Source organism: Paenibacillus pedocola (assembly GCF_031599675.1).
Classification (GTDB): Bacteria; Bacillota; Bacilli; order Paenibacillales; family Paenibacillaceae; genus Paenibacillus_AQ; species Paenibacillus_AQ pedocola.
In genome coordinates, this window is sequence record NZ_CP134223.1 from 6,147,897 (window position 1) to 6,172,582 (window position 24,686).

Annotated in this window: 22 protein-coding genes; 8 read left to right on the forward strand and 14 right to left on the reverse strand. The window is 54.3% G+C overall.

Going from position 1 to position 24,686, the window contains the following annotated elements; all coding sequences use genetic code 11:
- The first annotated feature begins 49 nt into the window (after positions 1-49).
- From QU597_RS27275 to QU597_RS27295, 5 genes are all read left to right on the forward strand, one after another.
- Positions 50-373: a hypothetical protein gene (locus QU597_RS27275; RefSeq protein WP_310830617.1), complete on the forward strand. Its 324-nt coding sequence runs from the start codon at positions 50-52 to the stop codon at positions 371-373.
- A gap of 90 nt (positions 374-463) precedes the next feature.
- The gene (locus tag QU597_RS27280; RefSeq protein ID WP_054942368.1) at positions 464-1,348 is read left to right on the forward strand and encodes a helix-turn-helix transcriptional regulator; all 885 of its coding nucleotides are present in this window, start codon (positions 464-466) and stop codon (positions 1,346-1,348) included.
- Positions 1,349-1,489: 141 nt separating this feature from the next.
- The gene (locus tag QU597_RS27285) at positions 1,490-2,776 is read left to right on the forward strand and encodes a glycoside hydrolase family 27 protein (protein ID WP_310830618.1); all 1,287 of its coding nucleotides are present in this window, start codon (positions 1,490-1,492) and stop codon (positions 2,774-2,776) included.
- A gap of 453 nt (positions 2,777-3,229) precedes the next feature.
- The gene (locus QU597_RS27290; protein ID WP_310830619.1) at positions 3,230-3,706 is read left to right on the forward strand and encodes a DsrE/DsrF/DrsH-like family protein; all 477 of its coding nucleotides are present in this window, start codon (positions 3,230-3,232) and stop codon (positions 3,704-3,706) included.
- Positions 3,707-3,863: 157 nt separating this feature from the next.
- Positions 3,864-5,375 (forward strand): aminotransferase class V-fold PLP-dependent enzyme, encoded by a 1,512-nt coding sequence (locus QU597_RS27295; protein ID WP_310830620.1) that lies wholly within the window; start codon positions 3,864-3,866, stop codon positions 5,373-5,375.
- Positions 5,376-5,387: 12 nt separating this feature from the next.
- On the opposite strand, the gene QU597_RS27300 is transcribed toward QU597_RS27295, so the two are convergent.
- Positions 5,388-6,002, reverse strand: a complete 615-nt coding sequence (locus QU597_RS27300; RefSeq protein ID WP_310830621.1) for a TVP38/TMEM64 family protein — start codon at positions 6,000-6,002, stop codon at positions 5,388-5,390.
- 241 nt (positions 6,003-6,243) lie between these two features.
- Here QU597_RS27300 and QU597_RS27305 point away from each other — a divergent pair, with 241 nt between their 5' ends.
- Positions 6,244-6,759 (forward strand): GNAT family N-acetyltransferase, encoded by a 516-nt coding sequence (locus QU597_RS27305; RefSeq protein ID WP_310830622.1) that lies wholly within the window; start codon positions 6,244-6,246, stop codon positions 6,757-6,759.
- Between the two features lie 70 nt (positions 6,760-6,829).
- Here QU597_RS27305 and QU597_RS27310 read toward each other — a convergent pair whose 3' ends face one another.
- From QU597_RS27310 to QU597_RS27340, 7 genes are all read right to left on the reverse strand, one after another.
- On the reverse strand, positions 6,830-7,684 hold the full coding sequence (locus QU597_RS27310; protein WP_310833425.1) for a MetQ/NlpA family ABC transporter substrate-binding protein: 855 nt from the start codon (positions 7,682-7,684) through the stop codon (positions 6,830-6,832).
- 115 nt (positions 7,685-7,799) lie between these two features.
- Positions 7,800-8,468, reverse strand: coding sequence for a methionine ABC transporter permease (locus QU597_RS27315; protein WP_310830623.1), 669 nt, complete (start codon positions 8,466-8,468; stop codon positions 7,800-7,802).
- Entirely contained in the window at positions 8,465-9,247 is a 783-nt protein-coding gene (locus QU597_RS27320; RefSeq protein ID WP_310833426.1) for a methionine ABC transporter ATP-binding protein, read from the reverse strand. The genes QU597_RS27315 and QU597_RS27320 overlap by 4 nt, the downstream gene beginning before the upstream one ends.
- A 234-nt stretch (positions 9,248-9,481) precedes the next feature.
- The gene (locus tag QU597_RS27325; protein WP_310830624.1) at positions 9,482-9,721 is read right to left on the reverse strand and encodes a hypothetical protein; all 240 of its coding nucleotides are present in this window, start codon (positions 9,719-9,721) and stop codon (positions 9,482-9,484) included.
- A gap of 1 nt (position 9,722) precedes the next feature.
- On the reverse strand, positions 9,723-11,150 hold the full coding sequence (gene hydA / locus QU597_RS27330) for a dihydropyrimidinase (protein WP_310830625.1): 1,428 nt from the start codon (positions 11,148-11,150) through the stop codon (positions 9,723-9,725).
- Position 11,151: 1 nt separating this feature from the next.
- Positions 11,152-12,441 (reverse strand): NAD-dependent dihydropyrimidine dehydrogenase subunit PreA, encoded by a 1,290-nt coding sequence (gene preA / locus QU597_RS27335; protein WP_310830626.1) that lies wholly within the window; start codon positions 12,439-12,441, stop codon positions 11,152-11,154.
- A 69-nt stretch (positions 12,442-12,510) separates the two neighbouring features.
- Complete coding sequence (locus QU597_RS27340; RefSeq protein WP_310830627.1) at positions 12,511-13,902, reverse strand: NAD(P)-dependent oxidoreductase; 1,392 nt, start codon at positions 13,900-13,902, stop codon at positions 12,511-12,513.
- A 330-nt stretch (positions 13,903-14,232) separates the two neighbouring features.
- Here QU597_RS27340 and QU597_RS27345 point away from each other — a divergent pair, with 330 nt between their 5' ends.
- Positions 14,233-15,921 (forward strand): PucR family transcriptional regulator, encoded by a 1,689-nt coding sequence (locus QU597_RS27345; protein ID WP_206102381.1) that lies wholly within the window; start codon positions 14,233-14,235, stop codon positions 15,919-15,921.
- Here the strand turns inward: QU597_RS27345 and QU597_RS27350 are convergent.
- From QU597_RS27350 to QU597_RS27375, 6 genes are all read right to left on the reverse strand, one after another.
- Positions 15,887-17,254, reverse strand: a complete 1,368-nt coding sequence (locus tag QU597_RS27350) for an aspartate aminotransferase family protein (RefSeq protein WP_310830628.1) — start codon at positions 17,252-17,254, stop codon at positions 15,887-15,889. The genes QU597_RS27345 and QU597_RS27350 overlap by 35 nt on opposite strands.
- Positions 17,255-17,306: 52 nt before the next feature.
- Positions 17,307-18,770: a CoA-acylating methylmalonate-semialdehyde dehydrogenase gene (locus tag QU597_RS27355; protein ID WP_310830629.1), complete on the reverse strand. Its 1,464-nt coding sequence runs from the start codon at positions 18,768-18,770 to the stop codon at positions 17,307-17,309.
- A 91-nt stretch (positions 18,771-18,861) separates the two neighbouring features.
- Positions 18,862-19,968: an ABC transporter substrate-binding protein gene (locus QU597_RS27360; protein WP_310830630.1), complete on the reverse strand. Its 1,107-nt coding sequence runs from the start codon at positions 19,966-19,968 to the stop codon at positions 18,862-18,864.
- A gap of 146 nt (positions 19,969-20,114) precedes the next feature.
- The gene (locus QU597_RS27365; RefSeq protein WP_310830631.1) at positions 20,115-21,014 is read right to left on the reverse strand and encodes an ABC transporter permease; all 900 of its coding nucleotides are present in this window, start codon (positions 21,012-21,014) and stop codon (positions 20,115-20,117) included.
- The gene (locus QU597_RS27370; protein ID WP_310830632.1) at positions 21,014-21,826 is read right to left on the reverse strand and encodes an ABC transporter permease; all 813 of its coding nucleotides are present in this window, start codon (positions 21,824-21,826) and stop codon (positions 21,014-21,016) included. The genes QU597_RS27365 and QU597_RS27370 overlap by 1 nt, the downstream gene beginning before the upstream one ends.
- Positions 21,827-21,829: 3 nt before the next feature.
- Positions 21,830-22,612: an ABC transporter ATP-binding protein gene (locus QU597_RS27375; RefSeq protein WP_310830633.1), complete on the reverse strand. Its 783-nt coding sequence runs from the start codon at positions 22,610-22,612 to the stop codon at positions 21,830-21,832.
- A 398-nt stretch (positions 22,613-23,010) separates the two neighbouring features.
- On the opposite strand from QU597_RS27375, the gene QU597_RS27380 reads away from it, so the two are divergent.
- A complete protein-coding gene (locus QU597_RS27380) occupies positions 23,011-24,603 on the forward strand; it encodes a histidine kinase N-terminal 7TM domain-containing diguanylate cyclase (RefSeq protein ID WP_310830634.1) in 1,593 nt (530 codons plus the stop codon).
- Positions 24,604-24,686: the final 83 nt, after the last annotated feature.

The window sequence follows — 24,686 nt, forward strand, 5'->3', positions numbered from 1 at the left end:
GCTATAATAAACAAGAAACATGATGTTAAACCGAAAGGATTTCGAGATAATGAATGCGTTTTCCACCTCAGAGTTAATCGGAACAGCCATCTTTGCGCTGATTCTTGCTATTCTCGCCTACCGGATTATCCGCGGCATGCCGAAGATGGAAGGAAATATTACCGCTTTCCGTAAAAGAACACTGGTGTGGACTCAGGTTGCACTGGTGCTGACCGTCCTCCAATTGAATTTCAAGGCCGGCGACTGGCGGTTTGCAATCATCCTGGGGCTGATCGTGCTGTTTACCGGCAGTGTCTGGTGGGCTGCCCGGTATTATGATATGCGCCGTCCGCCTGAAGCAGATTCCTCAGGGCAGGATACCCCGGGCGAATAATCTGCAAGGCCCAGGCCTTAGACCACACTATCTCAAGCTCCCTTAGGGGAGCTTTTTTAGTAATCAGGGACAACCGTCAGGAGGGGTAACGTGAAACATGACCACAGTTACGGGGTCTACGGGTTCCGCTTCAATGAGCCTGAGCGGCTGCCGCTGCTCAGCCTCTTCGCAGTGGGACATCAATTGGAGACGAGTCCGGCTTATTCCTGGAACGGAATGGAGCGCAGTGACGGGCCGTTGCTTCTTTTTCAATATACGACTGAGGGCACAGGCATATTCGATACTGAACGCGAGAGCTTCCGGATCGGTCCGGGAAGAGGCTTCATGGCTGAAATCCCCGGCAACCACCGCTACTACCATCCCGGCGGAGCGGTGCCCTGGGAGTTTTACTTCATCCTGTTCCGGCCGCAGCTGGCCCTGCCGCTGTGGGAAGACATCAAGTCCAAGCTCGGCCCTGCTCCGGCCATTGACCCGGGAAGTATTCCTATCCGCCTGCTGCGCGACATCGCCCGGGAAGCTCATGACGGGAAAATAACCGACCCGTACATCGCTTCTTCACTGCTCTACCAGTTCTTGATGGAGCTGGGCCGGCTGGCCGCAAGCGGACCGCATCATACGGCGGAATGGCCGCCGGCGGTCCGGCAATCCGTCAGCTTCATCGAAGCCCGCTACCATTCGATGATTGGCCAGGAACAGCTGGCCGAGCAAGTTGGACTATCTAAATTCCATCTGCTTCGCATCTTCAGCAAACATGTCGGCGTGACCCCGAATGAATATTTGAACCGGGTGCGGACCCGGCATGCGGTAGAACTGCTGAGAACCACCGACCGGAGCATTGAAGCCATTGCGGCCGAGCTCGGATACTCCTCAGGCAGCTATTTCATTAAAGTCTTTCAGAAGCTGACCGGACAAACCCCTGGCGCTTTCCGTTCCGGGAGCGGCAGTCTGCACTATAACCGCCTGTTTTTTGATTAGGACCTGGGCAAACAGCAATTTAGTGCTATTCATATGCCTATATTACTGTAGAACTGTATGTATAAAGGAATTATGATGTCTCTATTACAGCAACTTTATTTTATCGCTCTAGCTAAGGAGCTTTAAGGAGACGACATCTTAATGAATCATTTACAGTATGCCAAGACACCGCCAATGGGCTGGAACAGCTGGGACTGCTACGGGGCAGCCGTTACAGAGCAGGAAATCCGCGGGAATGCTGAATATATGGCCGCGAATTTACAGCAATTCGGCTGGGAATATGTCGTTGTGGATATTCAGTGGTATGAGCCGGGAGCTGTATCCTCACAGTACCGGCCCTTTGTTCCGCTGGAGATGGACGAATACTCCCGGCTGATGCCGGCTGTGAACCGCTTCCCCTCAGCTGAGGGCGGGCAGGGCTTCCGCCCGTTATCGGATTACGTGCATAGCCTGGGCCTGAAATTCGGGATTCACATTATGCGCGGCATTCCAAGACAAGCCGCTCATGCGGCAGCCGCCATCAAAGGCTCCCGGGCCACTGCCCGCGATATTGCCCATCCGAATTCCATCTGTCCCTGGAATACGGATATGTACGGGGTCGATGCCGCTGCGGAAGGCGCACAGGCTTATTACAACTCGCTGTTTGAGCTGTACGCCGAGTGGGGTGTAGACTTCGTGAAAGTCGATGATATCGCAGCGTCAAGACTATACGATACCCACCAGCCGGAGATTGCACTGATCCATAACGCGATTGAGCATTGCGGCCGCCCGATGGTGCTCAGCCTCTCGCCAGGACCGGCACCGGTAGAGTACGCCGACTTCTTCGGCGGGCACGCCAACATGTGGCGGATCACCGATGACTTCTGGGATCACTGGGAGCTGCTGCTGGATATGTTCGACCGCTGTGAGCGCTGGCAGGGCAAAGCCGGAGACGGCAGCTGGCCGGACTGCGATATGCTGCCGCTTGGCCATATCGGCATCCGCTCGGTAGACGGCGGCGGAGCTGACCGCTGGACGCGGTTTACACCGGATGAGCAGATTACGATGATGACCTTGTGGAGTATCTTCCGTTCTCCACTGTTCTTCGGCGGGGAGCTGCGCGACAATGATGACTGGACTCTAAGCTTGCTGACTAACCGTGATGTACTAGATATGCACAGCACCAGCAGCGGCGCCCGGCTCGTCAGCCGTGAGAATGACCGTGTTGTATGGTCGGCGGAGGGTACGAACGGCGTGAAGTACATTGCGCTGTTCAATACCGGTGAAGCCGGGCAGACAGTCTCCGTGCAGCTGACTGCGCTGAATCTGGAAGGCCCATTGTCCGTCAAGGAGCTGTGGAGCGGAGAAGAAGCGCCGCTTACCGGGGACGACTTGGCTTGCGAGGTTGCTCCGCACGGCGCGGTGTTATACCGCCTGCAGCCGTGTTAATTAGGTTTACGGAAGGCGAAGGCGGTACACCAGTGGGATTTTCTCCATCTAACTACCTTCTGGCGGCTTGGAAATAGGACCTAATTGGATTTTCTCCCACTAATCCCTTCTACGCTGATAATAATTAGTATTTCACGGGAAATTAGCTGGAGGTTTTCCCACTAGAATCTGTTCCTAGTCGACAAGGAATGAATTAGAAGGAGTTTTTCCATCAAGTGACTATAGCGACATTAGGTTCAGCTGGCATAACTGCATAATCTACATCTACGCCAACAAATACATGATGTGAGCGGCAAGCTTCCCGGAGAGGAAGCTTGCCGTTTTTTACATCAACGGGAAGTGAATGTATTGGGGAGCCTCTCCATACCGGTACATCTTTGTGACAGCAGGCATACTTCTCGCCGCCGCAACCATACTAATTACATTCTATGAAGTTGATGGAGGATTGCAGAGATGGCTAAAAAATTGAACCTGCTGATGTTCAGCGGTGAATACGACAAGGCGATGGCGGGGCTGATTCTGGCCAATGCGGCACGGGATATTGAGGTGGAGGTTACGATGTTTTTCGCCTTCTGGGGATTGTTTCTGGTTCGTGATCCGGAAAAAATGACGCTGGAGGACAAAACGATCTACGAGAAGCTGATGGATGTCATTACTCCGAAGGGCCCGCAGCAGCTGCCGCTCTCGCGGATGAATTTCAGCGGCCTGGGACGGATGATGCTGGAGGAAATGATGGAGGATAATCACGCGCCGAAGCTGATTCATTTTCTGAAGGGCGCCCGCAATAAGAACATCAAATTCTACGCCTGCAAGCTGTCTGTAGAGATTATGGGGTTCAAGCCGGAGGAATTCCTGCCGGAGGTTGAGATTATAGATGCCTCCGCTTATCTGAAGGATGCACTGGAAAGTGATATGCAGCTGTTCATATAAGCGGCTGATGGGCTTTAACCTATTCCCTCCGCCGGGCATATACTGAGCCAGAAAGACACCGCTGTGCGAGGAAGAATGCGGCGATACTCCTTATCGCCTGCCTCCTTTGTCACCAGTACCAGTGTCTGCGAGAACTAACCGGCTGGAGGGATTGTCTGTGCTAAGCATCAACCATGCCTTTTCAGAAGAGGCGCCGGCTTCACTTGAGGCACATTTCGCTGCTTTCCGGGAGCACACCATCGGCATCCGGCATCAAATAACTACGCCTTATGGACGGCAACCGCTGCTCTATGCTGACTGGACAGCCAGCGGCCGTTTATACGAGCCGATTGAACGTACCGTACAGGAGGTATTCGGCCCTTATGTCAGCAATCCGCATACCGAGTCGAATACTACCGGGCTGACCATGACCCTGGCCTATACCGAGGCGCGGAATATTATAAGAAAGCATGTACATGCGGGGCCGGAAGATGTCCTGCTCTTCTGCGGCAACGGCACGACCGGTGCGATCAATAAGCTGCAGCGGCTGATGGGCCTGAAGCTGCCGGAATGGCAGCTCAGGAATTTCTGCTGTCCCCCGGAAGAACGCCCGGTGATCTTCACCAGCCATATGGAGCATCACTCCAATCTGCTGCCTTGGCAGGAGGGGATCGGCGAGGTGGTTACGGTACCGGCCGGGGCGGACGGCAATATCGATTTGCGTGCGCTTGAGGATCTGCTACGTCTCCACCGGAACCGCCGCTATAAGATCGGTTCCTTCACCGCCTGCTCCAACGTAACGGGAATTCAGACCCCCTACGCGAAGCTTGCTGCAGCCATGCACCGCCACGGCGGGATATGCTTTGTGGATTTTGCCGCCAGCGCCCCTTATGAAGATATCGATATGCACCCTTCCTCTCCGCTGGAGAAGCTCGATGCTGTTTTCTTCTCTCCTCACAAATTCCTCGGCGGCCCCGGCACGAATGGAGTGCTGCTGTTCGATGCTGCGCTCTGCAGCGGCAGACTGCCGGATGAACCGGGCGGGGGCACCGTTGTCTGGGTCAACCCATGGGGAGGACGCCGTTACATAGATGAGGTAGAGGTCCGTGAGGACGGGGGCACACCAGGGTTCCTCCAGGCTTTTCGCACAGCACTGTGCCTGAAGCTGAAAGAGCGGATGAACGGCTGCGGGGGGTTGATGAGGCTGCGGGAACAGGAGCTGTGCCGCCAACTTTTGTCCGGACTCGCGCGGATTCCCGGCTGCTCTATACTGGCCGGTGAGCACACGGAGCGCCATGGTATCGTGTCGTTTACACTGCAGGATATCCATTACAATCTGGCCGTCCAGCTGCTGAATGACCGCTTTGGGATTCAGGCCCGCGGGGGCTGTTCCTGTGCCGGCCCTTATGGGCATTATCTGCTGGGACTTGGCCACAAGCAGTCCGAGCAGATCATTCAGGCACTCCATGCCGGTGACCAGTCTTCGAAGCCAGGCTGGGTCCGGCTCTCCCTGCATCCCATTATGACTGCCCGCGAGGTGGAGCGGATGATAACGGCCGTGCAGGGCATTGTCAGCCATATCGCGGAATGGAGCCTTGATTACTGCTATAACGCCGCTACGAACAGCTGGATTCATAACTCCGGACAATTAGAGACAGAGCAAGCCGTCAGCCGGCTGTTTATGGTATAGCGGGACACTTGCTTAGGCTGCCCCGTCCTCTTTCGCCGCCCGGGCAAACCGGGCCTCTATCGCCTTAACACACCACAAGGAGACACCAATGAACAGCAGCACATAGATGATCTCCCATGGATTGCGGATAAACCGGTCCACATCATTCCCGATATAGGATACTGCGAATACCATAATCGCTTTGCCGGCACATAGCGCAAGCAGATAAGAACGCAGGCGCATGCCGGCAAGCCCGGCGGCCATATTAATGACCACAAACGGGCCGACGGGAAACAGACTAAGCAGAAAAACATAGCTGAAACCGCTCTGCCGGACCCAGGTCATGCTCTTGGCTACTTTCGGCCGCCCGGCCCACTTCTGCAGATACGGGTGGGAAGCGATTTTGCGGATAATCAGGAAGGTCGTCACACAGCCCGCCACCAGCCCGATCCATGAATATAAAAAGCCAAGCCATAAACCGTAGACCGCCCCGTTTAACCCTACAATTGCAATAGTAGGCAGCGGCGGAACGAATGATTTCATAAATGTCAGCCCGATACCGGGCAGCGGCCCGAGTGTGCGGTATTGTTCCAGCATCAGCCGGAGCCGCTCCTCTGTCAGCCATGACATCACATCCAGCAAGTACATCGATTACTCTCTCCTCATCACACTCCGAATTTCACCAAACCTACTCCTCTCAATTATACAATAATTCCGTTCAGCAACGCTGAAAAGACACCGGCCGGAGCATACTCTAACAGAAACAGGCCAGCTCGCGCTCTCCTTTCATTCCAATATCGGGACGCAGGAGCGCCTTTTAGTGTTGCCAGTTTTATTCCCCTCATGTACCGTGTTCTTATATGGACTGTCAATAAAGGGGGAGAATTTGATGTTTATACAATCAGAGCTGATCGATTTACGGCTGACCACCTTGCAGGATCTCGACTTCGTGCTGGCTGCAGAGCAGGATGAGAATAACCGCCGCTATATTGGACAATGGGCCAGGAATAAGCACGCTGCGGCCATCACGGATGATGACATGCTCCATCTGATCCTTCAGGAGAAGTCAGGCCAGCCGGCTGGCTACGTAATCATTACGGGACTGCAGGACCCCAATTTAACCGTCTGCATTATGCGGATCGTCGTTCATATCCAAAGCCGCGGATACGGCAAAAAACTACTCGCACTGCTCACAGAATGGATCTTCACGCATACGGAGACGCACCGGTTATGGCTGGATGTCAATGAGCTGAATTCCAGAGCACGGCATGTGTATGAAGGAGCAGGCTTCAAGGTGGACGGTGCACTCCGCGAATCCATTAAACGGGGTGACACTTTTGAGACCCTGCTGATTATGTCGGTCCTGCGCCAGGAGTATATGGAGGGCGGGCAACGGCTGACATAAACAAAAAAACTGCCGGCTGCATCCACGCATCAGCGCGTCCGCAACCGGCAGTCTGCCTATATTTTGAACTTTAAAATGCCGGAACTACAGCCACACCGTATTTGTCCTCGATAAATTTCTTCACATCCGGACTGGTCAGCGCTTCATCCAGCTTCTTGATTTCATCCCGGTTCTCATCTCCACTGCGGACGACAATGACATTGGCGTACGGTGAATTGGCATCCTCACGGAACAGGGCCGACTTCGGATCAATCCCGGATTCCAGCACAATGTTGGTGTTAATAATTGCCCCGTCCAGATCAGGCAGCGCACGCGGGAGTGTAGCAGAATCGGCTTCAACGAACTCCAGATTATGCGGATTCTCAGCAATATCCTTAGGTGTTGCTTCGTAGGTGGTTAATCCGTCCTTTAACTTAATCAAACCCTGCTGCTGCAGCAGTACAAGTGCTCTGTATTCATTCGAAGGATTGTTCGGGATGCCGATCTTGGCCCCATCCGGCAGTTCTTCCTTGGATTTCAGCTTCTCGGAGTAGAATCCGATGGGCTCTACATGCACCTTGGCCGTTACGGCAAAATCGTACCCCTTCTCCTCCTTGATCGAATCCAGATAAGGCACATGCTGAAAATAATTGGCATCAATCTGCTTCTCCTGCAGGGCCGGGTTTAGCTGACCCTCGTCATCCAGTGTGACGATCTCCAGATTAACACCCTCTTCCTTCAGCTTCGGCTTGATGAACTCCAGAATCTCCGCATGCGGCACAGCAGCCGCCCCCACCTTAAGTGTAATCTCCTTGCCGGCATTTCCGCCGGAATTCCCTTCTGCAGCCGCCTTTGCCTCATCATTGTTTTTGTCTGCACCGCAGCCTGACAGTACCCCCACCAGAACAATCATCAATGCGACAAGCAGGCTCCCCTGTTTCTTCATCCTCATCCCTACCCCTTCTTAAAATCTATATTTTTTAAAACATCGTTACCTTTTATAGTGTTATTATCCTTGTTATAGGAATTATGTAATTCTGCTCACTAATGCCCCATTCGCCTTATTCGCTCTTACAGCGCTTCCGGTCGATAGCCCGGGAGACATAGTCACCCGTCCACTGCAGGATCTGAACAATCAGTATAATCAGCAGTACGGTACCGATTAGAATATCTGTCCGGAAGCGCTGGTAACCAAAGCGGATCGCCAGACTGCCCAGCCCGCCGGCACCGATGGCCCCGGCCACCGCCGTGAATTCCGTGATCGAGATGACTGCTATAGTCATGCCGCGCACCAGTGCAGGCAGCGCCTCGGGAATGATGACTTGCGCAATAATCGTAAAGGGATGTGCCCCCACGGACTTGGCTGCTTCAATCTTACCCGGCTCGACCTCCCGCAGCGAGCTCTCGATAATTCTGCCCAGGAACGGTGCCGCGCCGATGGACAGGGAGACAATCGCTGCCGTAGGCCCAAGCGAGGTGCCGACAATCAGCCGCGACAGCGGGAGCAGCAGTACGATCAGAATGATGAACGGAATAGAGCGCACTCCGTTGATCGCCGTGCTGAGCAGCCCGTTAATCCGGGGAGCTGGGAGAACCCCGCCTTTCTCTGTGACCACCAGAGTCACGCCCAGCAGTGATCCGAGCAAAAGTGCAAAGACAGAGGACCAGGCCACCATATATAAGGTCTGCTGCAGCCCGGTCCACAGCAGTTCAACCATATCTTCCTTCATGACATAATTACCGCCTTCTCCTGAGCGTTTCCGTCTTTGTAGTAATTGAAAATATTCACGAACTGCTTCGCCGTCTCACTCTCCGGCCGGTAAAACAGCTGCTCTACCGGTCCGCTCTCGACGATCCTCCCGCCTTCAATTACCGCAGCATTGCCGCAGATATGCCGCAGCACATCCATTTCATGTGTGATTAAGACAATGGTAATCTGCAGCTTACGGTTAATATCCTGCAGCAATTCCAGAATTGAATACGTCGTCTGCGGGTCCAGCGCCGAGGTGGCTTCATCGGAGAGCAGTACATCCGGCTCCACAGCAAGCGCGCGTGCAATGCCAACCCGCTGTTTCTGGCCGCCGCTGAGCTGCGACGGATACACATCCGCTTTGTCGCTTAATCCTACCAGCTCCAGAATTTCTGCCACACGCTGCTTCGTTTCCGGCTTGGAGAATCCGGCTACCCGGAGCGGGAACGCCACATTCCCGTATACCGTCTTGGCTTCCAGCAGATTAAACTGCTGAAAGATCATGCCGATTCTGCGGCGGGCCAGCCGCAGCTGCTTACCTTTCAGATCTGTAATCGCTGTACCTCCAACCTCAACACTGCCCGAATCGGGCCGCTCCAGAAGGTTGAGACAGCGGATCAATGTAGACTTCCCAGCTCCGCTAGCGCCGATTATGCCGAAGATCTCGCCTTTGCCGATATGCAGATTAATATCCTGCAGTGCAGACACCTGTCCGGCACGCGTCGCATAGCTTTTATTCAAATGCTTCACTGCAATCATCGATCCATTCGCCTCCTTCTCCCGCCGGATGAACACAAAAAAGATCAAGCCGCTACCGTATAGACGGTAATGCCTGATCTCCAGTTTACTGGTCGACCCTGTCATATTCCGATTAAATCCATGGGATTAATATAGTACACCCTTAAAAAACTGTCAATCCTAATTTTCAGTCGGAAAAACATGAAAAAAGGCCGCGATCCTAAGATCACAGCCCCCTGGTTTGATAGGTTTCACTTAAATACCCGTTTCTATCGGCGCAGCCGGCTTACTCCCGGCAAAAACCACCGTTGTCACATGCTTGCGCGCATCTGCTGTCAGCAGGAGCAGCTCCACCGGGCTTTGTCCCGGACCGCCAGGAGCGAAGGTAACCCTGGCTCCGTCCAGATCCTCCGCGATACTGATCACTTGGTAGCCTTGTTCGAGCAGCGTATCAATTGCCTGCCGCTCTTGGTCAAACTCATCGAATGCAGACATCTTAGACCACTCCTCCGCTGATTTCCGCTTTGACCGGACGGGCCGCTTCTGCTTCGAATCGTTTGCGATGCAGATATTTGCCGGAGCCCGCTTGACCGACGAACTGTTTGTCACGGATGACAAATTCACCGCGGCTGAGGACGGAGACCGGCTCGCCCTTAATTTCGAAGCCCTCAAACGCATTATAATCGACGTTCATATGATGGGTTTCAGCTGAGATGGTTCTTTCCACGGATGGATCGAAAATGACAATATCGGCGTCGCTGCCGATGGCGATCGTTCCCTTTTGCGGGAATAATCCGAACAGCTTGGCGCTGGAGGTGGAGATGATATCCACGAATTTATTGAGTGAGATCCGGCCCTTCTGCACGCCTTCGGAGTAGAGCAGGCTGAAGCGGTCCTCGATGGTCGGTCCGCCGTTCGGGATTTTGGAGAAGTCACCGAGTCCGAGGTCCTTCTGTCCCTTGAAATCGAACGAACACTGGTCGGAGCCGATGGTTTGCAGCGTGCCGCTCCATAGCGCATCCCACAGCACATCCTGGTTCCACTGCTCGCGCAGCGGCGGAGACCAGACATATTTGGCACCTTCGAAATCCGGTTTCTCTAGCGCAGTCTGATCCAGCACCAGATACTGCGGACAGGTCTCTCCGTAGACGCGCAGCCCCTTTTTGCGGGCTTCGGCGATTTTCCAGGCCGCTTCGGCACAGGTCACGTGCACGACATAGAGCTGGGAATCGGTCAGCTCTGTCAAATAAGCAGCCCGGCCGGTTGCTTCACCTTCCAGCTCCGGAGGCCGGGTCAGTGCATGGTAGATCGGATCCGTGTTGCCGGCTGCGAGAGCCTGCTCCACCAGATATTCAATCACATCACCGTTCTCGGCATGAACCATGACGAGCGCGCCTTCCCGTTTGGCCGCCTGCAGCGTCTTGAACAGCACGCCGTCATCAGCCTGGAAGGTGTTCTTGTACGCCATGAATACCTTCAGCGAGGTAATGCCCTCGTCTTCAATAATCTGCGGCAGCTCTGCGAGCACCTTGTCGTTCAGCTCCGAGACCATCAGGTGGAAGCTGTAGTCAATGACCGCCTTATCCTGCGATTTGTTATGCCAAGTATCCACTGCGCTCTGCAGCGGCTGGCCCTTGGTGGTCAGGCAGAAATCAATAATGGTTGTCGTGCCCCCGTAGGCGGCCGCAATCGTTCCGCTCTCAAAATCATCGGCGGTAACAGTTCCGCCAAAGGGCATGTCGAGATGGGTGTGGGGATCAATCCCCCCGGGAAATACATAACAGCCGGAGGCGTCTACGATTTCAGCATCCGGCGCTTCCAGATTCAGACCGATTCCGGTCACAATTCCGTCCTCGATCAGAACGTCCCCTGCATAAGTGTCCGCTGCGGTAACGATAATACCGTTTTTGATGATCTTCTTCATCTTAAACCACCTCCGCTTCCGAATATGAGCCGTTCAAGCCGCTGATCACCTGATTCCGCTGATTCCAGGTCATCGGCGCCACGCCGCTATCCAGGGCGACCATATCAATCGCACCGTCCGCCGGACAGACAATCGAGCACAAATTACAGCCTACACAGTCTTCCTCACGCACCTGCAGAATCGCCTTGCCTTCAGCATTAGTCAGCATATCGATACATTGATGCGAGGCATCCTCACAGGCAATATGGCATTTATTGCAGTTAATGCAGTTGTCCTCGTTAATTCGCGCAACCACTTTGTAGTTAAGGTCCAGATCACCCCAGTTGGAGTATTTAGGCACTGATTTGCCGATCAGCTCCGTTACCGAAGCCAGACCTTTGTCATCCAGATAATTGTTCAGGCCGTCGATCATTTCCTCAACGATCCGGAAGCCGTGATGCATAACCGCCGTACAGACCTGAATGCCGGTGGAGCCCATCAGCATGAATTCGACCACATCCTGCCAGGTGGAAATACCGCCGATCCCGGAGATCGGGACACCGACCCCGCGGTCCCGGGCACATTCAGCCACCATACTCAGGGCAATCGGCTTTACCGCCGGGCCGCAATAACCGCCATGCGCGCCTTGGCCGCCGACATTCGGAATGGTGTTCCAGCTGTGAATATCCACTCCTGCCAGACTGTTAATCGTATTGATCAGGCTGATCGCGTCCGCACCGCCTTTAACCGCATGCCGGGCCACGACCGTAATGTCGGTAATATTCGGGGTCAGCTTCACGATAACCGGTGTGGTCGCCACTTCCTTCACCCAGGTCGTCTGCGCCTGCACCAGATCAGGCTGCTGGCCGGAGGCCGCACCCATTCCGCGCTCGGCCATGCCGTGCGGACAGCCGAAGTTGAGCTCCAGCCCGTCTACACCGACTGCCTCCACCCGCTTGACGATCTCATGCCACTTTTCCTGCTTCGGTTCTACCATCAGGGAGGCGATAATCGCATGATTCGGAAATCTCTTCTTCGTCTCATAGATTTCCTTCAGGTTCACTTCCAGCGGACGGTCCGTAATCAATTCAATGTTGTTAAAGCCCGCTACCCGCTGTCCATTAAAATGCACCGCTGCAAACCTGGACGAGGTGTTGATGACCGGCTCACCCAGCGTCTTCCAGACCGCCCCTCCCCAGCCGGCCTCGAACGCCCGCTGCACCTGATAACCTGTATTGGTAGGCGGCGCAGAGGCCAGCCAGAACGGATTGGGTGACTTGATTCCTGCAAGATCAATACTCAAATCTGCCATTGATATTCCCTCCCTGTCATATGAAGTCCGCCTAAACCAGCCGGGCCCGTACTGCTCATATACTCCCGGTTATACCGCGGAGCCTACTATGCTGTCCTGCAGACCCGATAATTGCTTCACAATCGCATAGGCCGCATCCTTGCCCTGCTGTGCTGCGGACACCACCATCGCTTCACCTTTGCCAGAGCCGAAAACAATATCCCCGGCCGCAAAAATCTGCGGATCAGACGTCCGGCCGGTCTTCTCATCAATCTTCACAACACCCCAATTGTGCTCCAGACCCAGCGCCTCGATCAGATCAATGCGCCGTTTCTGCCCGATCGCCACTACTACCGCATCGACCGGCATCACGAATTCCGAGCCTTCAATAGGCATTGGCGTCAGGCGTCCGTCTGTGCCGGTCTCGCCGGTCAGCTTCATCTGCACACATTCCAGCCCGGTCACATTGCCCAGCTCATCGCCGACAATCCGCTTCGGCAACGTCAGCCAATTGAACTCCACACCCTCCTGCTTGGCGAATTCATATTCAAAGTCGTAGGCCGTCATCTCGCTCCGGGTGCGGCGGTAGACCATCTTCACATTCGCTGCTCCGAGCCGCATGGAGCAGGTCGCAGCATCAATCGCGGTGTTCCCTGCGCCAATGACCGCAACACGCTGACCCATCAGCTCCAGTGTCGGGATCCCGGTCTTCGTGGTCTCCACGAGCTCTATAGCATCGTATACACCGGACAGCTTCTCGCCTTCTATCCCCAGCGGAGGAACATAACCCATTCCTGCTGCCAGCACAATCGCATCGTACTCCGCTTTGAGCTCCTCTACAGCAACGTCAACACCAACCTTTACCCCGGTGCGGATTTCAACACCCAGCTTCTCAACCTGCTCTACTTCCCACAGTGAGATGGACTGCGGCAGCCGGAACGAGACGATCCCGTGTGTATCCAGTCCTCCGGCAAGCTGCTTGGCCTCATAGATCACCACAGCAAACCCTTCGCGTGCCAGCTCTCTGGCGGCAGACAAGCCCGCAGGACCGCCGCCGATTACAGCAACCTTTTTGCCGTTCGGCGTACCGGCCTTAAACAACTGGACACCGCTGTTAATCGCCCAGTCGGTAGCATAACGCTGCAGCAGTCCGATTTGAATCGGCGCCGAAGCATCGTTCAGCACACAGGCGCCTTCGCATAGCTCCTCGGTCGGGCAGACACGCGCGCAGCTGGCACCCACCGGATTGGAATCCATGATGGTCTGTGCCGAGCCCTTCAGATTATCGGTAGCAATCCGCTTAATAAAGGAAGGAATATTGATGCTGGTCGGGCAGGCTTTAATACAGGGCGCATCATAACAATAGAGACAGCGGTTGGATTCCTCAATTGCACCTTTGCGGCTGAGCCCGGGCTCAGCCTCGGCGAAGTTTCGCATGAACATGTCAGGCGTGAATGCAGTTAACGGAGAAGTGTGCTCCATCAGTTATCCCTCCCTTTGGACAAATGGCGTTTTAGGCGTTGCAGAAAATTTCCATTCCCGGCTTCTTAATCACGTTTGTGTTATATAATATAACATTATTGCGATAATTGCCTTAATATTTTGCTTACATATACGGTGTAATGTAGTAAAATAAACTTCAAATCAGAAGAAACATCCCTTTTCTATCTGGTTAGGTCATATATCCTAACATATTATAATCAAACTATAGTCATTTCGATTTTTCGTTACATTAGACACATTGTCTAATTTCAAAAGTGTATTTTTTACGTGAAAGCAAGTGACAGGGCACAAGAGCGAGGGGGAAAGCATATGGATTGGGAACTTGTATTTACCATCCGTGATGCGCTGAAAAGACCGCTGTTTGCAGAAGCGGAGATCATCGGCGGCAAACACGGGCTAAACCGGGCCATCCGCTGGGTGCATGTGCTGGAGAGCGCCAGCTTCGAAAGTCTGATCCATGGCGAGGAAATGATTTTGACTACAGGCATGGGTGCGTGTGCAGATATCGCCTCTTCCTTATCCTTTATGCAGAATCTGATTGATAAGAACGCCGCCTGCTTATGTATCGAGCTGGGAGCTTACTTCAGCAGCATCCCGCAGGAGATGATCGAACTGGCCAACCGCCACGATTTTCCGCTGATCATCTTTACCCGTACCGTACGCTTCGTAGATATCACACTCGACCTGCATTCCCTCATCATTAACCGTCATCACCGGATGCTCCAGGAGCTGGAGAGCATCTCCCGCGAGTTCCACCGTCTGACACTGACTTCCCAGGGCACCCTGAAGGTGCTGCAGTTATTATGCAAAAGCACACGCACCCAAATTGTTTATATGCAGCTGCAGGGTAAACCGTTGTTCTTTCCGGCGCTTTCGCCGGATGAGCAGGCTCCGCTGCTGAGCTTCTTCGAAGCCTTCAGCGAGGAGATGGAGGGGGTGCAGCCCGATGCCGCACCCTATATCCGCGAATACGGCCATAAGATGATTGCGGTTAAGCCGGTGGGCGCACTCGATCAGACCTGGGCCTATATCCTGATGGTCTGTAATCACAAGCCGCAGGAATTCGACTGTCTGCTGCTGGATTCCGCTTCCCTCTCGATTGCCCAGGAGCTGCTGCGCACCCGCTATATGGAAGAGCGCAAGCTGTTCTCCGAGAATCTGTGGGTCGATGAGCTGATCAGCGGGCGCACCCAGGACGATAACCGGCTCAAAGGGCTGGTCGGCCCCGATTTCAATGTTGTGAACGAACTGCCCTACCGCGTCTGCCTGATTGAAATCGAGAATCCGCGCGACGTCAAATGGAACAGCTCAGAAAATGACTGGGAATCGATCACCTTCCACCTGTCGCTCATTCTGCGTTCCCTCTTCGAGAAATACTCCCTGCGGCCGTTGATTACACTCAAGAACAACCGCCTGACTGTAATTGCACTCGACATCCAGTCGAAGCTTCCCGGCAAGCTGCGGCTGCAGCAGGCGCTGGATGCTCTGCAGCACATCCGGGCCGACGAGAAGCTGAAGGACCTGCAGCTCGTCATCGGAGTCAGCAAGTCCCATAAGGGTCTGAAGCATGCGTATGCCGGATATCAGGAATCCGTACAAGCCTTGTCACTCTATTCGTGCTACCAGAAATCCGTGCTGTTCTACGAGGAGCTCGGGGTGTTCCAGCTTCTGCTCAACCTGAATGACGGCAAGACACTGGAGAACTTCATCCGCAGCTATCTCGGCCCGCTGATTGACCATGACCAGTCCAAGGGCAGTGAGCTGCTGCTGACGCTCCGCGTGTTCCTTGATCATGACGGCTCGAAGCAAATCGCGGCCCGCAATCTGTTCATCGTCAGACAATCGCTCTACTACCGGCTGGACAAAATCACCGAGCTGCTCGGCGAGGACTTCATGCTCCCGGAGAACCGCATATCGATTCAGGTTGCTCTGCGGGCCTATCAGCTTCTATATCCGGAGAAGCTCACTCTGCCCAGCTCCCGTTCAGCACAGCTGTAAGTGTATCAATAATGAACTGGATATCCTCATCGGTAGAGGACAGCGGAGGAGCAACGGTCAGCACATTGTTGAAGCCTGCCACCGTATCCCCGTTTTTGCCGATGATAAGGCCTTTGGCTTTGCACCCGGCAATAATACCTTTGACAGTGTCCAGATCGGCCGGCTGCTTGGTAGCTTTGTCGGCCACCAGTTCAATGCCGAGAACCAGCCCGAAGCTGCGGATATCACCGACCAGCTTGTGCTCCAGCAGCCCGGAAAGCCCGCTGTACAGCCTTTTTCCCAGAATGTCTGCACGCTCCACCAGATTCTCCTGCTCCAGCACCTCCAGATTGCGCAGTGCCAGCGCACACGCAGCCGGATTGCCGCCGAAGGTGTTGACGTGGCGGAAATGGCCGTAGCTGTCACTGTTATCCTTGAAGGCTTCATAAATATCCTTACGCACTGCCGTTGCCGAGAGCGGGAGGTAGGCGCTGGTCAAGCCTTTGGCCATGGTGACGATATCCGGCTTGATCCCGAAATTCTGATGGCCGAATTTACGCCCGGACCGTCCAAAGCCGCAGATCACCTCGTCAATAATCAGCAGCACGCCATGCTTCCGGCAGATTTCCTGCACCCGGTCCAGATACACCTGGTGCGGCACGATCACACCGCCGCCGGTAATGACCGGCTCCATAATAACGGCCGCAACCGTCTCAACGCCTTCCCAGACGATTGTATCCTCAATCGCCTGCGCACACTGCAGGTTGAATTCCTCTACGGTCATACCTGCGGGACGGCGGTAGCTGTCCGGCGGAGCGACATGCAGGAACCCGGCCACCAGCGGCTCATATTTATATTTGCGCTGCGCCTGGCCTGTCGCAGACAGCGCCCCGAGCGAGCTGCCGTGGTAGCCGCGGTAGCGGGCAATGAATTTATGCCGGTAATGCTGGCCGATCTGCTGCTGGTACTGTCGCGCTATTTTGAAGGCCGCCTCGTTCGCTTCCGATCCGCTGTTGGAGAAGAAGATCACATAATCGCCCTCCAGCCATTCGTTCAGCTTCTCGGCGAGCGCGATAGCCGGCATATGGCTCTGCGTCAGGGGAAAATACGGCAGGCTGAGCAGCTGATTATAAGCCGCCTCGGCCAGCTCCTTGCGGCCATATCCGACATTTACACACCACAGTCCGGACATGCCGTCCAAAAACTTGTTTCCATCGATATCGGTAACCCATGATCCGCTGGCTGAAGCGGCAATCATCGGCGGACTCGCTTCGCTGTAAGGTGTAATGTTATGCCATAAATACTGCTGATCCTTCTTGATGGCCGCTTCGCTCTCTTTGCCCAGGCTCTGCATGGCAACTCTCTCCTCTCGATACTCCAGTTTATTTAACACACATTTGATGCGGCTAGTAACGTGCAGTAATCATCTTCTTGCGGGTATAGAATTCAACACCGTCACGGCCATTGGCGTGCAGGTCTCCATAGAACGATTTCTTGTAGCCGGAGAAGGGGAAAAAGGCCATTGGTGCCGGCACGCCGAGATTCACGCCCAGCATCCCTGCATCGATCTCTTCCCGGAACTCACGGATCGCCCGGGCACTGTCTGTATACAGGCAGGCCCCATTGGCAAACGGTGAGCGGTTCGTAACTTCAATCGCCTCGGCGAGATCTTTGACACGGACGACCGACAGCAGCGGAGCAAAAATCTCATCCTGCCAGATCGTCATTCCCGGCTGCACATGGTCGAAGATGGTCGGTCCCAGGAAATAGCCTGCGCCGGACGCTGCGCCGTCCTTTCGGCCGTCACGCACCAGCTCCGCCTGCTCCTTGATCCCCGTTTCGATATAGGAGATCGTCCGTTCCTTATTCGACTGGCGGATAACCGGCCCCAGAAACACGCCGTCTTCCTTGCCGTTACCAATCTTCAGTCCATCGGCCGCCTCCACCAGACGGCTCACCAGTTCATCGGCGACTGCCTCATGCACAACTACAACGGCACAGGCCATGCAGCGCTCACCCGCCGAGCCGAAAGCTGCAGCAATAATGTTCTTCACTGCGTTATCAAGGTCAGCATCCGGAAGCACTATCGAATGATTCTTGGCTCCGGCCAGAGCCTGCACCCGCTTGCCGTGGGCCGTCCCCTGCTTATATACATATTCCGCCACCGGCTGTGAGCCGACGAAGGAAATCGCCTTCACATCTTCATGCTCGAGCAGCCCGTTCACCACCTCATGTGCGCCATGTACTACATTCAGGACCCCCGGCGGAAACCCGGCTTCGGCAAACAGCTCAGCCAGCCGGTTGACCAGCAGCGGCGTCCGCTCGGAAGGCTTCAGAACGAAGGTATTGCCGCAGGCGATGGCCAGCGGAAACATCCAGCAGGGTACCATCATCGGGAAGTTGAATGGCGCAATGCCGCCGATAACCCCCAGCGGATAGCGGTACATCCCCGATTCGATTCCGGTAGCGATGTCCGGCAGCTGGCTGCCCATCATCAGTGTGGGAATACCGGAGGCAAATTCCACACATTCGATGCCGCGCTGCACTTCGCCCAGCGCTTCCTCCAGGCTTTTGCCGTTCTCCAGCGTGATCAGTTCAGCCAGCTCATTCCAGTGCTGCACCAGCAGCTGCTGATACTGGAAGAAGTAGCGGGCCCGCCGCGGAACGGCCACCTTTTTCCACGATTTAAAAGCCAGCGCCGCTACCTGCACCGCATCATCCAGCTCTTCCTTACTCGAAATCGGAACGTAAGCGATTACCTCACCGGTCGCCGGATTATACACTTCCTCCTCTTTCCCGGAGCGCGATTCCACCCAAGTGCCGTTTACATAATTCTTAACCTTCCCGGCCTGCCCTACTAGCAAGGACATCCCCTTCACCTCTTTCATCATCTGAGTTGCCGATTATAATAGATGACCGCCACATCCGGCGGTCATCTATTAGGAATATGAGAGAAAACCTTTATTTTGCCGCCATCTCAACAATTTCGTTCGTATAGGCTTCATCCACTTTGGAGGCTTCTTTGATTACACCGAACTTCAGCGCGATATCCGCGGTCTGCTGGAAGGCTGCAGCATCGGTATAACCCATTTTGGCAGCATCGAAGCCTTCCGGTTGAATCAGCTTGGCAACCTCAGTCATCATCGTCAGCTGATGTTCACGGGTAGTACTGCCTTCCTCTGCCAGCTTCATCACACTGTCTACAGCCGCTTCAGGGTCAGCGATAGCGTCCTTCCAGCCCTTGAGGGAAGCGCGGACGAACTTGGCGGCCGTTTCCTTGTTCTCTGCAAGCCATTCTTTGTTGGCAAACAGATTGTCTTCCAGCATCGCCACACCCTCGTCATTCATGTCGATAACGTTCAGATCTTCCGCCTTGATGCCTGACTCCAGCACAACCTGATATTCGTTGTAGGTCATGGCCGAAGCGGCGTCAATCTCACCGCCGAGGAACTGGTCCATCGTGAAGCCCTGCTTCGTGAAGTTCAGATCCTTATTCGAATCCAGTTTGTACTTATCAAACAGTGCCAGAATCTCAAACTCATTGCCGCCCATCCAGTTGCCGACCTTCTTGCCCTTCAGGTCAGCCGGCCCGCTGATTCCAGCTTCCTTCTTGGAGACCAGGACAAGTCCGCTCTTCTGGAAGATTTGCGCGATCTGCACCAGCGGCATTTCCTGCTCCTGGCTGGTTAAGAGGCTCGCTACCCAGTCCACACCGATATCCGCCGATCCGCCGGCCACCTGCTGTTCCGGCACAATATCCGGCCCGCCCGGCAGAATCTCAACGTTAAGTCCTTCCTCTGCATAGTACCCTTTATCCTGTGCCAGGAAATAACCGGCGAATTGTGCCTGTGGCACCCATTTCAGCTGCAGCTTCACCGTTACCGGGTCCGCAGCCGGTTCAGTCGTCGCCGCCGTTTCCGGTGAAGCGGAAGCCTCCGTTCCTGCCGTCGCTTCAGCCGCAGGCGCATTATTATTGTTGTTGCCGCCACAGCCTGCCAGCAAAGAAATGATCATGATCATTACTGCCATCAACAGCCCACCACGAAATTTGCCTTTTGTCACGTTCATCAAGTGCAACTCCCCCTACCAATTTGAGTTTGTAGTCCTGCAAAAGCACAGCATGGTTACCGTCGTGGTGACTGTATGCATACGGCCCGCGGTCAGGTTCTCTATTTCCCCTCACGCGATAGACCGGATGTAATGGGATAAGGGTGTTACGAACGCTGGGAGGAATGCCACTTGATGAATACCTTCTCCAGCCGTTCAACAATCAGGTAAAAGAGGACTCCGGCAATCGCCGCAAGCACAATACATGACCAGCCCAGCGGCATCTTGGCCACCTTGATCGAATTGGAGAGCAGATAGCCGAGCCCCCTTGAGGAGAAGAAGAACTCTCCCACTATCGCTCCGATCATACTGGCAGTAGCATTGATCTTCAGCGCTGTGAACACATACGGCAGACTGTTCTGGATCCGCAGATAGCGGAATACTGCGGGCTTGCCGGCGGCATAAGAATGCATCAGATCCAGCGCCAGCGGATCTACAGCCGCCATACCCTTATAGGCATTGATTGCCATCGCCGCCATCGTGGTCGCGGTAACAATCGCAGCCCGCGAGCCGATGCCGTCACCGAACCACAGATTCATAATCGGGGCGAGCGCCACAATCGGCACCGCGTTGAGCGCGGCCACAAGGGTCAGGCTGCCGCCGCCCCAGCGGGGCCAGGCGGTTGCCGCCAGGGCAATCAGGAAGCCGCAGGCTGAGCCGATCAGCATTCCCACTACCGCTTCGGTCAAGGTATAGCCGGTATAAGACAGCAGCAGGCTGTAATTCTCCCGCATCGCTTCCCAAATGGCTGAAGGCAGCGGGAGCTGATACTTTTTCAGATCAAACAGCTTATGGAACACCTGAAACTCCCAGAGGAGCAGAAACAGTACTCCGGCCAGCAGGGGCAGAATCACACCAGGGTTAAACCATTTCAGAAGGCGGCGTTTGCCTTTTTGCTTCTGCGGGCCGGAGGATACACTATTCCTCGTTGTTATCAGAGATGTTGATACCTCTTCGGTTCCGGCAGCAGTGATATATGAAGGTTCTCGTACAGAATTACTTCCCATCAGCGGTCCCCTCCCTTCGGACGAAACTCCGGCTGCCATGGCGCTACCAGCCGCTCGATCAGGGTCATCAGCCAATAGCTGGCAATGCCCAGCAACGCCCCGACCAGCACCGTAGACCAGAACATATAGGTATGGGACGGGCCGTAATAAAGATTGCGCAGCATAATGACACCGATGCCATGCTGGGCCCCCATCAGCTCCACCAGAATCGCTCCGGTTACGGCCAGGGGGGCAGCGATTTTGAGGCCGCTGAACAGTCCGGGCAGTGCAGCCGGAAAACGCAGCTTCCAGTACACGGCCCAAGGCTTGGCGGCGTAGGAGTGCATCAATTCAACAGCCGAAAGATCAACACTGCGCAGACCGCGCAGCATATTCAGGGCAACCGGGAAAAAGGTAATGTAGCCGGAAATAATAATCCGCGACACCTGTTCATCCCGCACAATTCCATAGATGATCGGGGCAAGCCCGAGAATCGGAATCATCTGTGAGGCAACGGCATAAGGGAAGGCAAGCTGTTCAATCGTCCTGGACAGACTCATCAGCACAGCGAGGAGCACGCCGGCTGCGGCACCAATCAGAAATCCGACACCGGCATTGCCGAAAGTCGCTCCTCCTTCCTTCAGCAGTGTGCCGCTGTACTTCCACAAGGTCGCAGCCACTTCATGCACATAAGGCAGCTTGGATTGGGCCAGCGGCGTTTTGGCCACATGAAGCAGCATCCAGGAGACCGCCTCCCATACAACAAGCAGGCCGAAGATCCAGACGAACAGCGGCAGAACGCGGCTGCGTATAATCGTGCTGTTCCCCTTCATTCGCTACACCCCTTCGAAACTGTCGCGGATACGGGCGATCAGTTCAAAAAACTGCGGGCTGTTTCTCATCTCAGCTGTGCGCGGGCGTGGCAGCGGGATATCCACGATGGCGGACAGCCTGCCCGGATGCGGGGAGAGAACAAATACCCGGTCAGAGAGGAAAATCGATTCGGGGATACTGTGGGTTACAAAAACAATCGTGCTCTGCACCTTGCTCCAGACGGACAGCAGCTCCTCATTCAGGCGCTCACGGGTAAACTCATCCAGCGCGGAGAACGGCTCATCCATCAGCAGAATCTCCGGCTCCATGGAAAGCGCACGGGCGATGGCGACACGCTGCTGCATACCGCCGCTGAGCTGCCAGGGATATTTGTCAGCGAACCCCTGCAGACCTACAAGATCCAGCAGTTCCAGCGCCTTGTCCTCGCGGACCGATTTTCTGACACCCATCAGCTCAAGCGGCAATGTAATATTATGCTTCACCTTACGCCAGTCATAAAGCACAGGGCTTTGAAAAACAATTCCATATTTTTGCGCCAGTCTGGCTTCCTTAGCACTCTTGCCTGCCACCGTGACATTGCCGGCTGTAGGTGTCAAGAGATCTGCCATCAATCTGAGCAATGTGGTTTTGCCGCATCCGGAAGGACCCAGTAAAGAAACGAACTCGCCTTTGGCAATATCCAGGCTTACCTGATGCAGCGCGAGCACATCGGCCGTCTCCGTCTGATAGCGCATTTCGACATTTTCCAGCAGTATTTCAGGAATTTTCGTCGCTACAAGTGACATGTCCAGCTCCCCCTTCATCCCTGAATCGGATTATTGTATGTTAAATAACATAACATAAAAAGCTTTAATACGATGATAATATTTTTATCATGTAGGATTAACTAACATGTTACACTTTGCTCCCCGGACACTCACTAGACAAAAAGTAAAATTGCATCTGTTAAATTCCGTCACTTTGTCTAGCCGCCGACACCTGAACCCGCCGGGCTATGGATATCTTTGAATGCCTGAATGTTATCCCTTTAAAACTGTGATACTATTTATTCATATATCCTTGCTAAAACAGGAGACCATTTACCGATGCTAAATGCACATAATAATGCCCCATGGTTATCTAAGGCGCTATTTCCGGCCCCGGACCTTGCATCTGATGATCATCCTGCATGGAGGAACATCACATGGGCTCTTTAATTTCGAATTATATTGTCATCGTTTCCATATCCGGTGTACTGAGCGCGCTCCTTGCCCTGTTTGCTTATTATAAGAAGACCGATTTCGCGGGAATCAAGCCGTTTATTTACAGCTCCTTCTTTTCAGCGGTCTATACGTTCGGCTTTGCACTGGAGCTGTCGGGCAGCACCATGGAGGAAATCGGGTTCTGGATCAAAGTAGAGTATCTGGGCATGCCCTTTATCGCGCCTTCCAGCCTGATTATGATTATGTACTTCGTGGGACTGGAGCGTCTGATTAATAAAAAGCTGCTGACTCTGCTGTATTCCATTCCCTGCATCTCTGTGCTGCTCGTATGGACCAATGAGTCTCATCATTTGTTCTACCAGTCGATGCTGTTCCGGGAAAATGCCCCCACTCCGCTGGTTGATGTTGTGATGGGCCCCTGGTATATCGTACAGGGCAGCATGACCTTCGGATGTATGCTGGCTGGTATGTGCCTGATTCTCTGGCAGTGGAACCGGATGAAGCGGGTCTACCGGAGGCAGATGATCACGATCTTTATCGGGCAATTCCTCCCGGCTCTGGGCGCATTCCTCTACCTGATAAACCAGACTCCCTACGGGATGGATCCGGTGCCGATTATTATGAGCGTAACCTCAACACTGTATATTTGGGCCATCCTCTCCAGAGGCATGCTGACTGCGGCTCCCATTGCCCGTGAGAATCTGTTCGAGAGCATGCGTGACGGGGTGCTGGTCACCGACCGCTCCGATATGCTGATCGACTACAACCGTGCTGCTACTGAAATGCTGGAGGGCCTGGACTCCTCGGCCATCGGGCATTCTTTGGCCAAGCTGTTTCTGCCTGCCGGCAAAGAAGCAGTGGATTATGTAATGAATGCGGACCCGCTGCTGAGGGAGGAGCGGGAGCTGGCCTGGAATATAGGCGGCAGCACTTGTTATTACCAGGTCCGCTCCTCTCCGGTACTGAAAAAGGATGGCAGTCTGGCCGGGCGGATGATTATGCTGATCGACGTGACCGAACGAACCCTGCTCCAAGAGAAGCTGCAGCAGCTTGCCACCATCGACAGCCTGACCGGCATCTATAACCGTACCTATTTCATGGAACGGAGCCGCACGCTGCTGGAAGAGGCCTCCATGAATCAGATCCCGGTTTCGATTATTTTGCTGGACATCGACTTTTTCAAAAATATCAATGACCGTTACGGTCATCAGTATGGTGACATGGCGCTCCAGCACATTGTGGGTGTATGCCGCAGACATACCCGTGAAGATGATGTGTTCGGTCGTTACGGAGGCGAGGAATTCGTGATGTGTCTGCCTGACACTTCACTCCAGCAAGCGGCTTTATTATCGGAGGCGATTCGTAATGATATTGAACGCAGCGCATTTTATACATTGTCAGGACCCATCAATGTAACGGCCAGCTTCGGGGTGGCCGAGGCCGGCCGGGAGAATATCTCCCTGGAAGAGCTGCTCTCCGAAGCCGATCATGCCCTGTACACTTCCAAGCGCAACGGCCGCAATGCTGTTCACATGTCCAGTGGGGCAGCTATTACCCATTTCACTCCGCTCTAGCAAATACTGCATTACGCCAGACAGCCCCGTTCCATTGGAAACGGGGCTGTCTGTATTCTATCTGTTATATGCAAAAAGCCTTA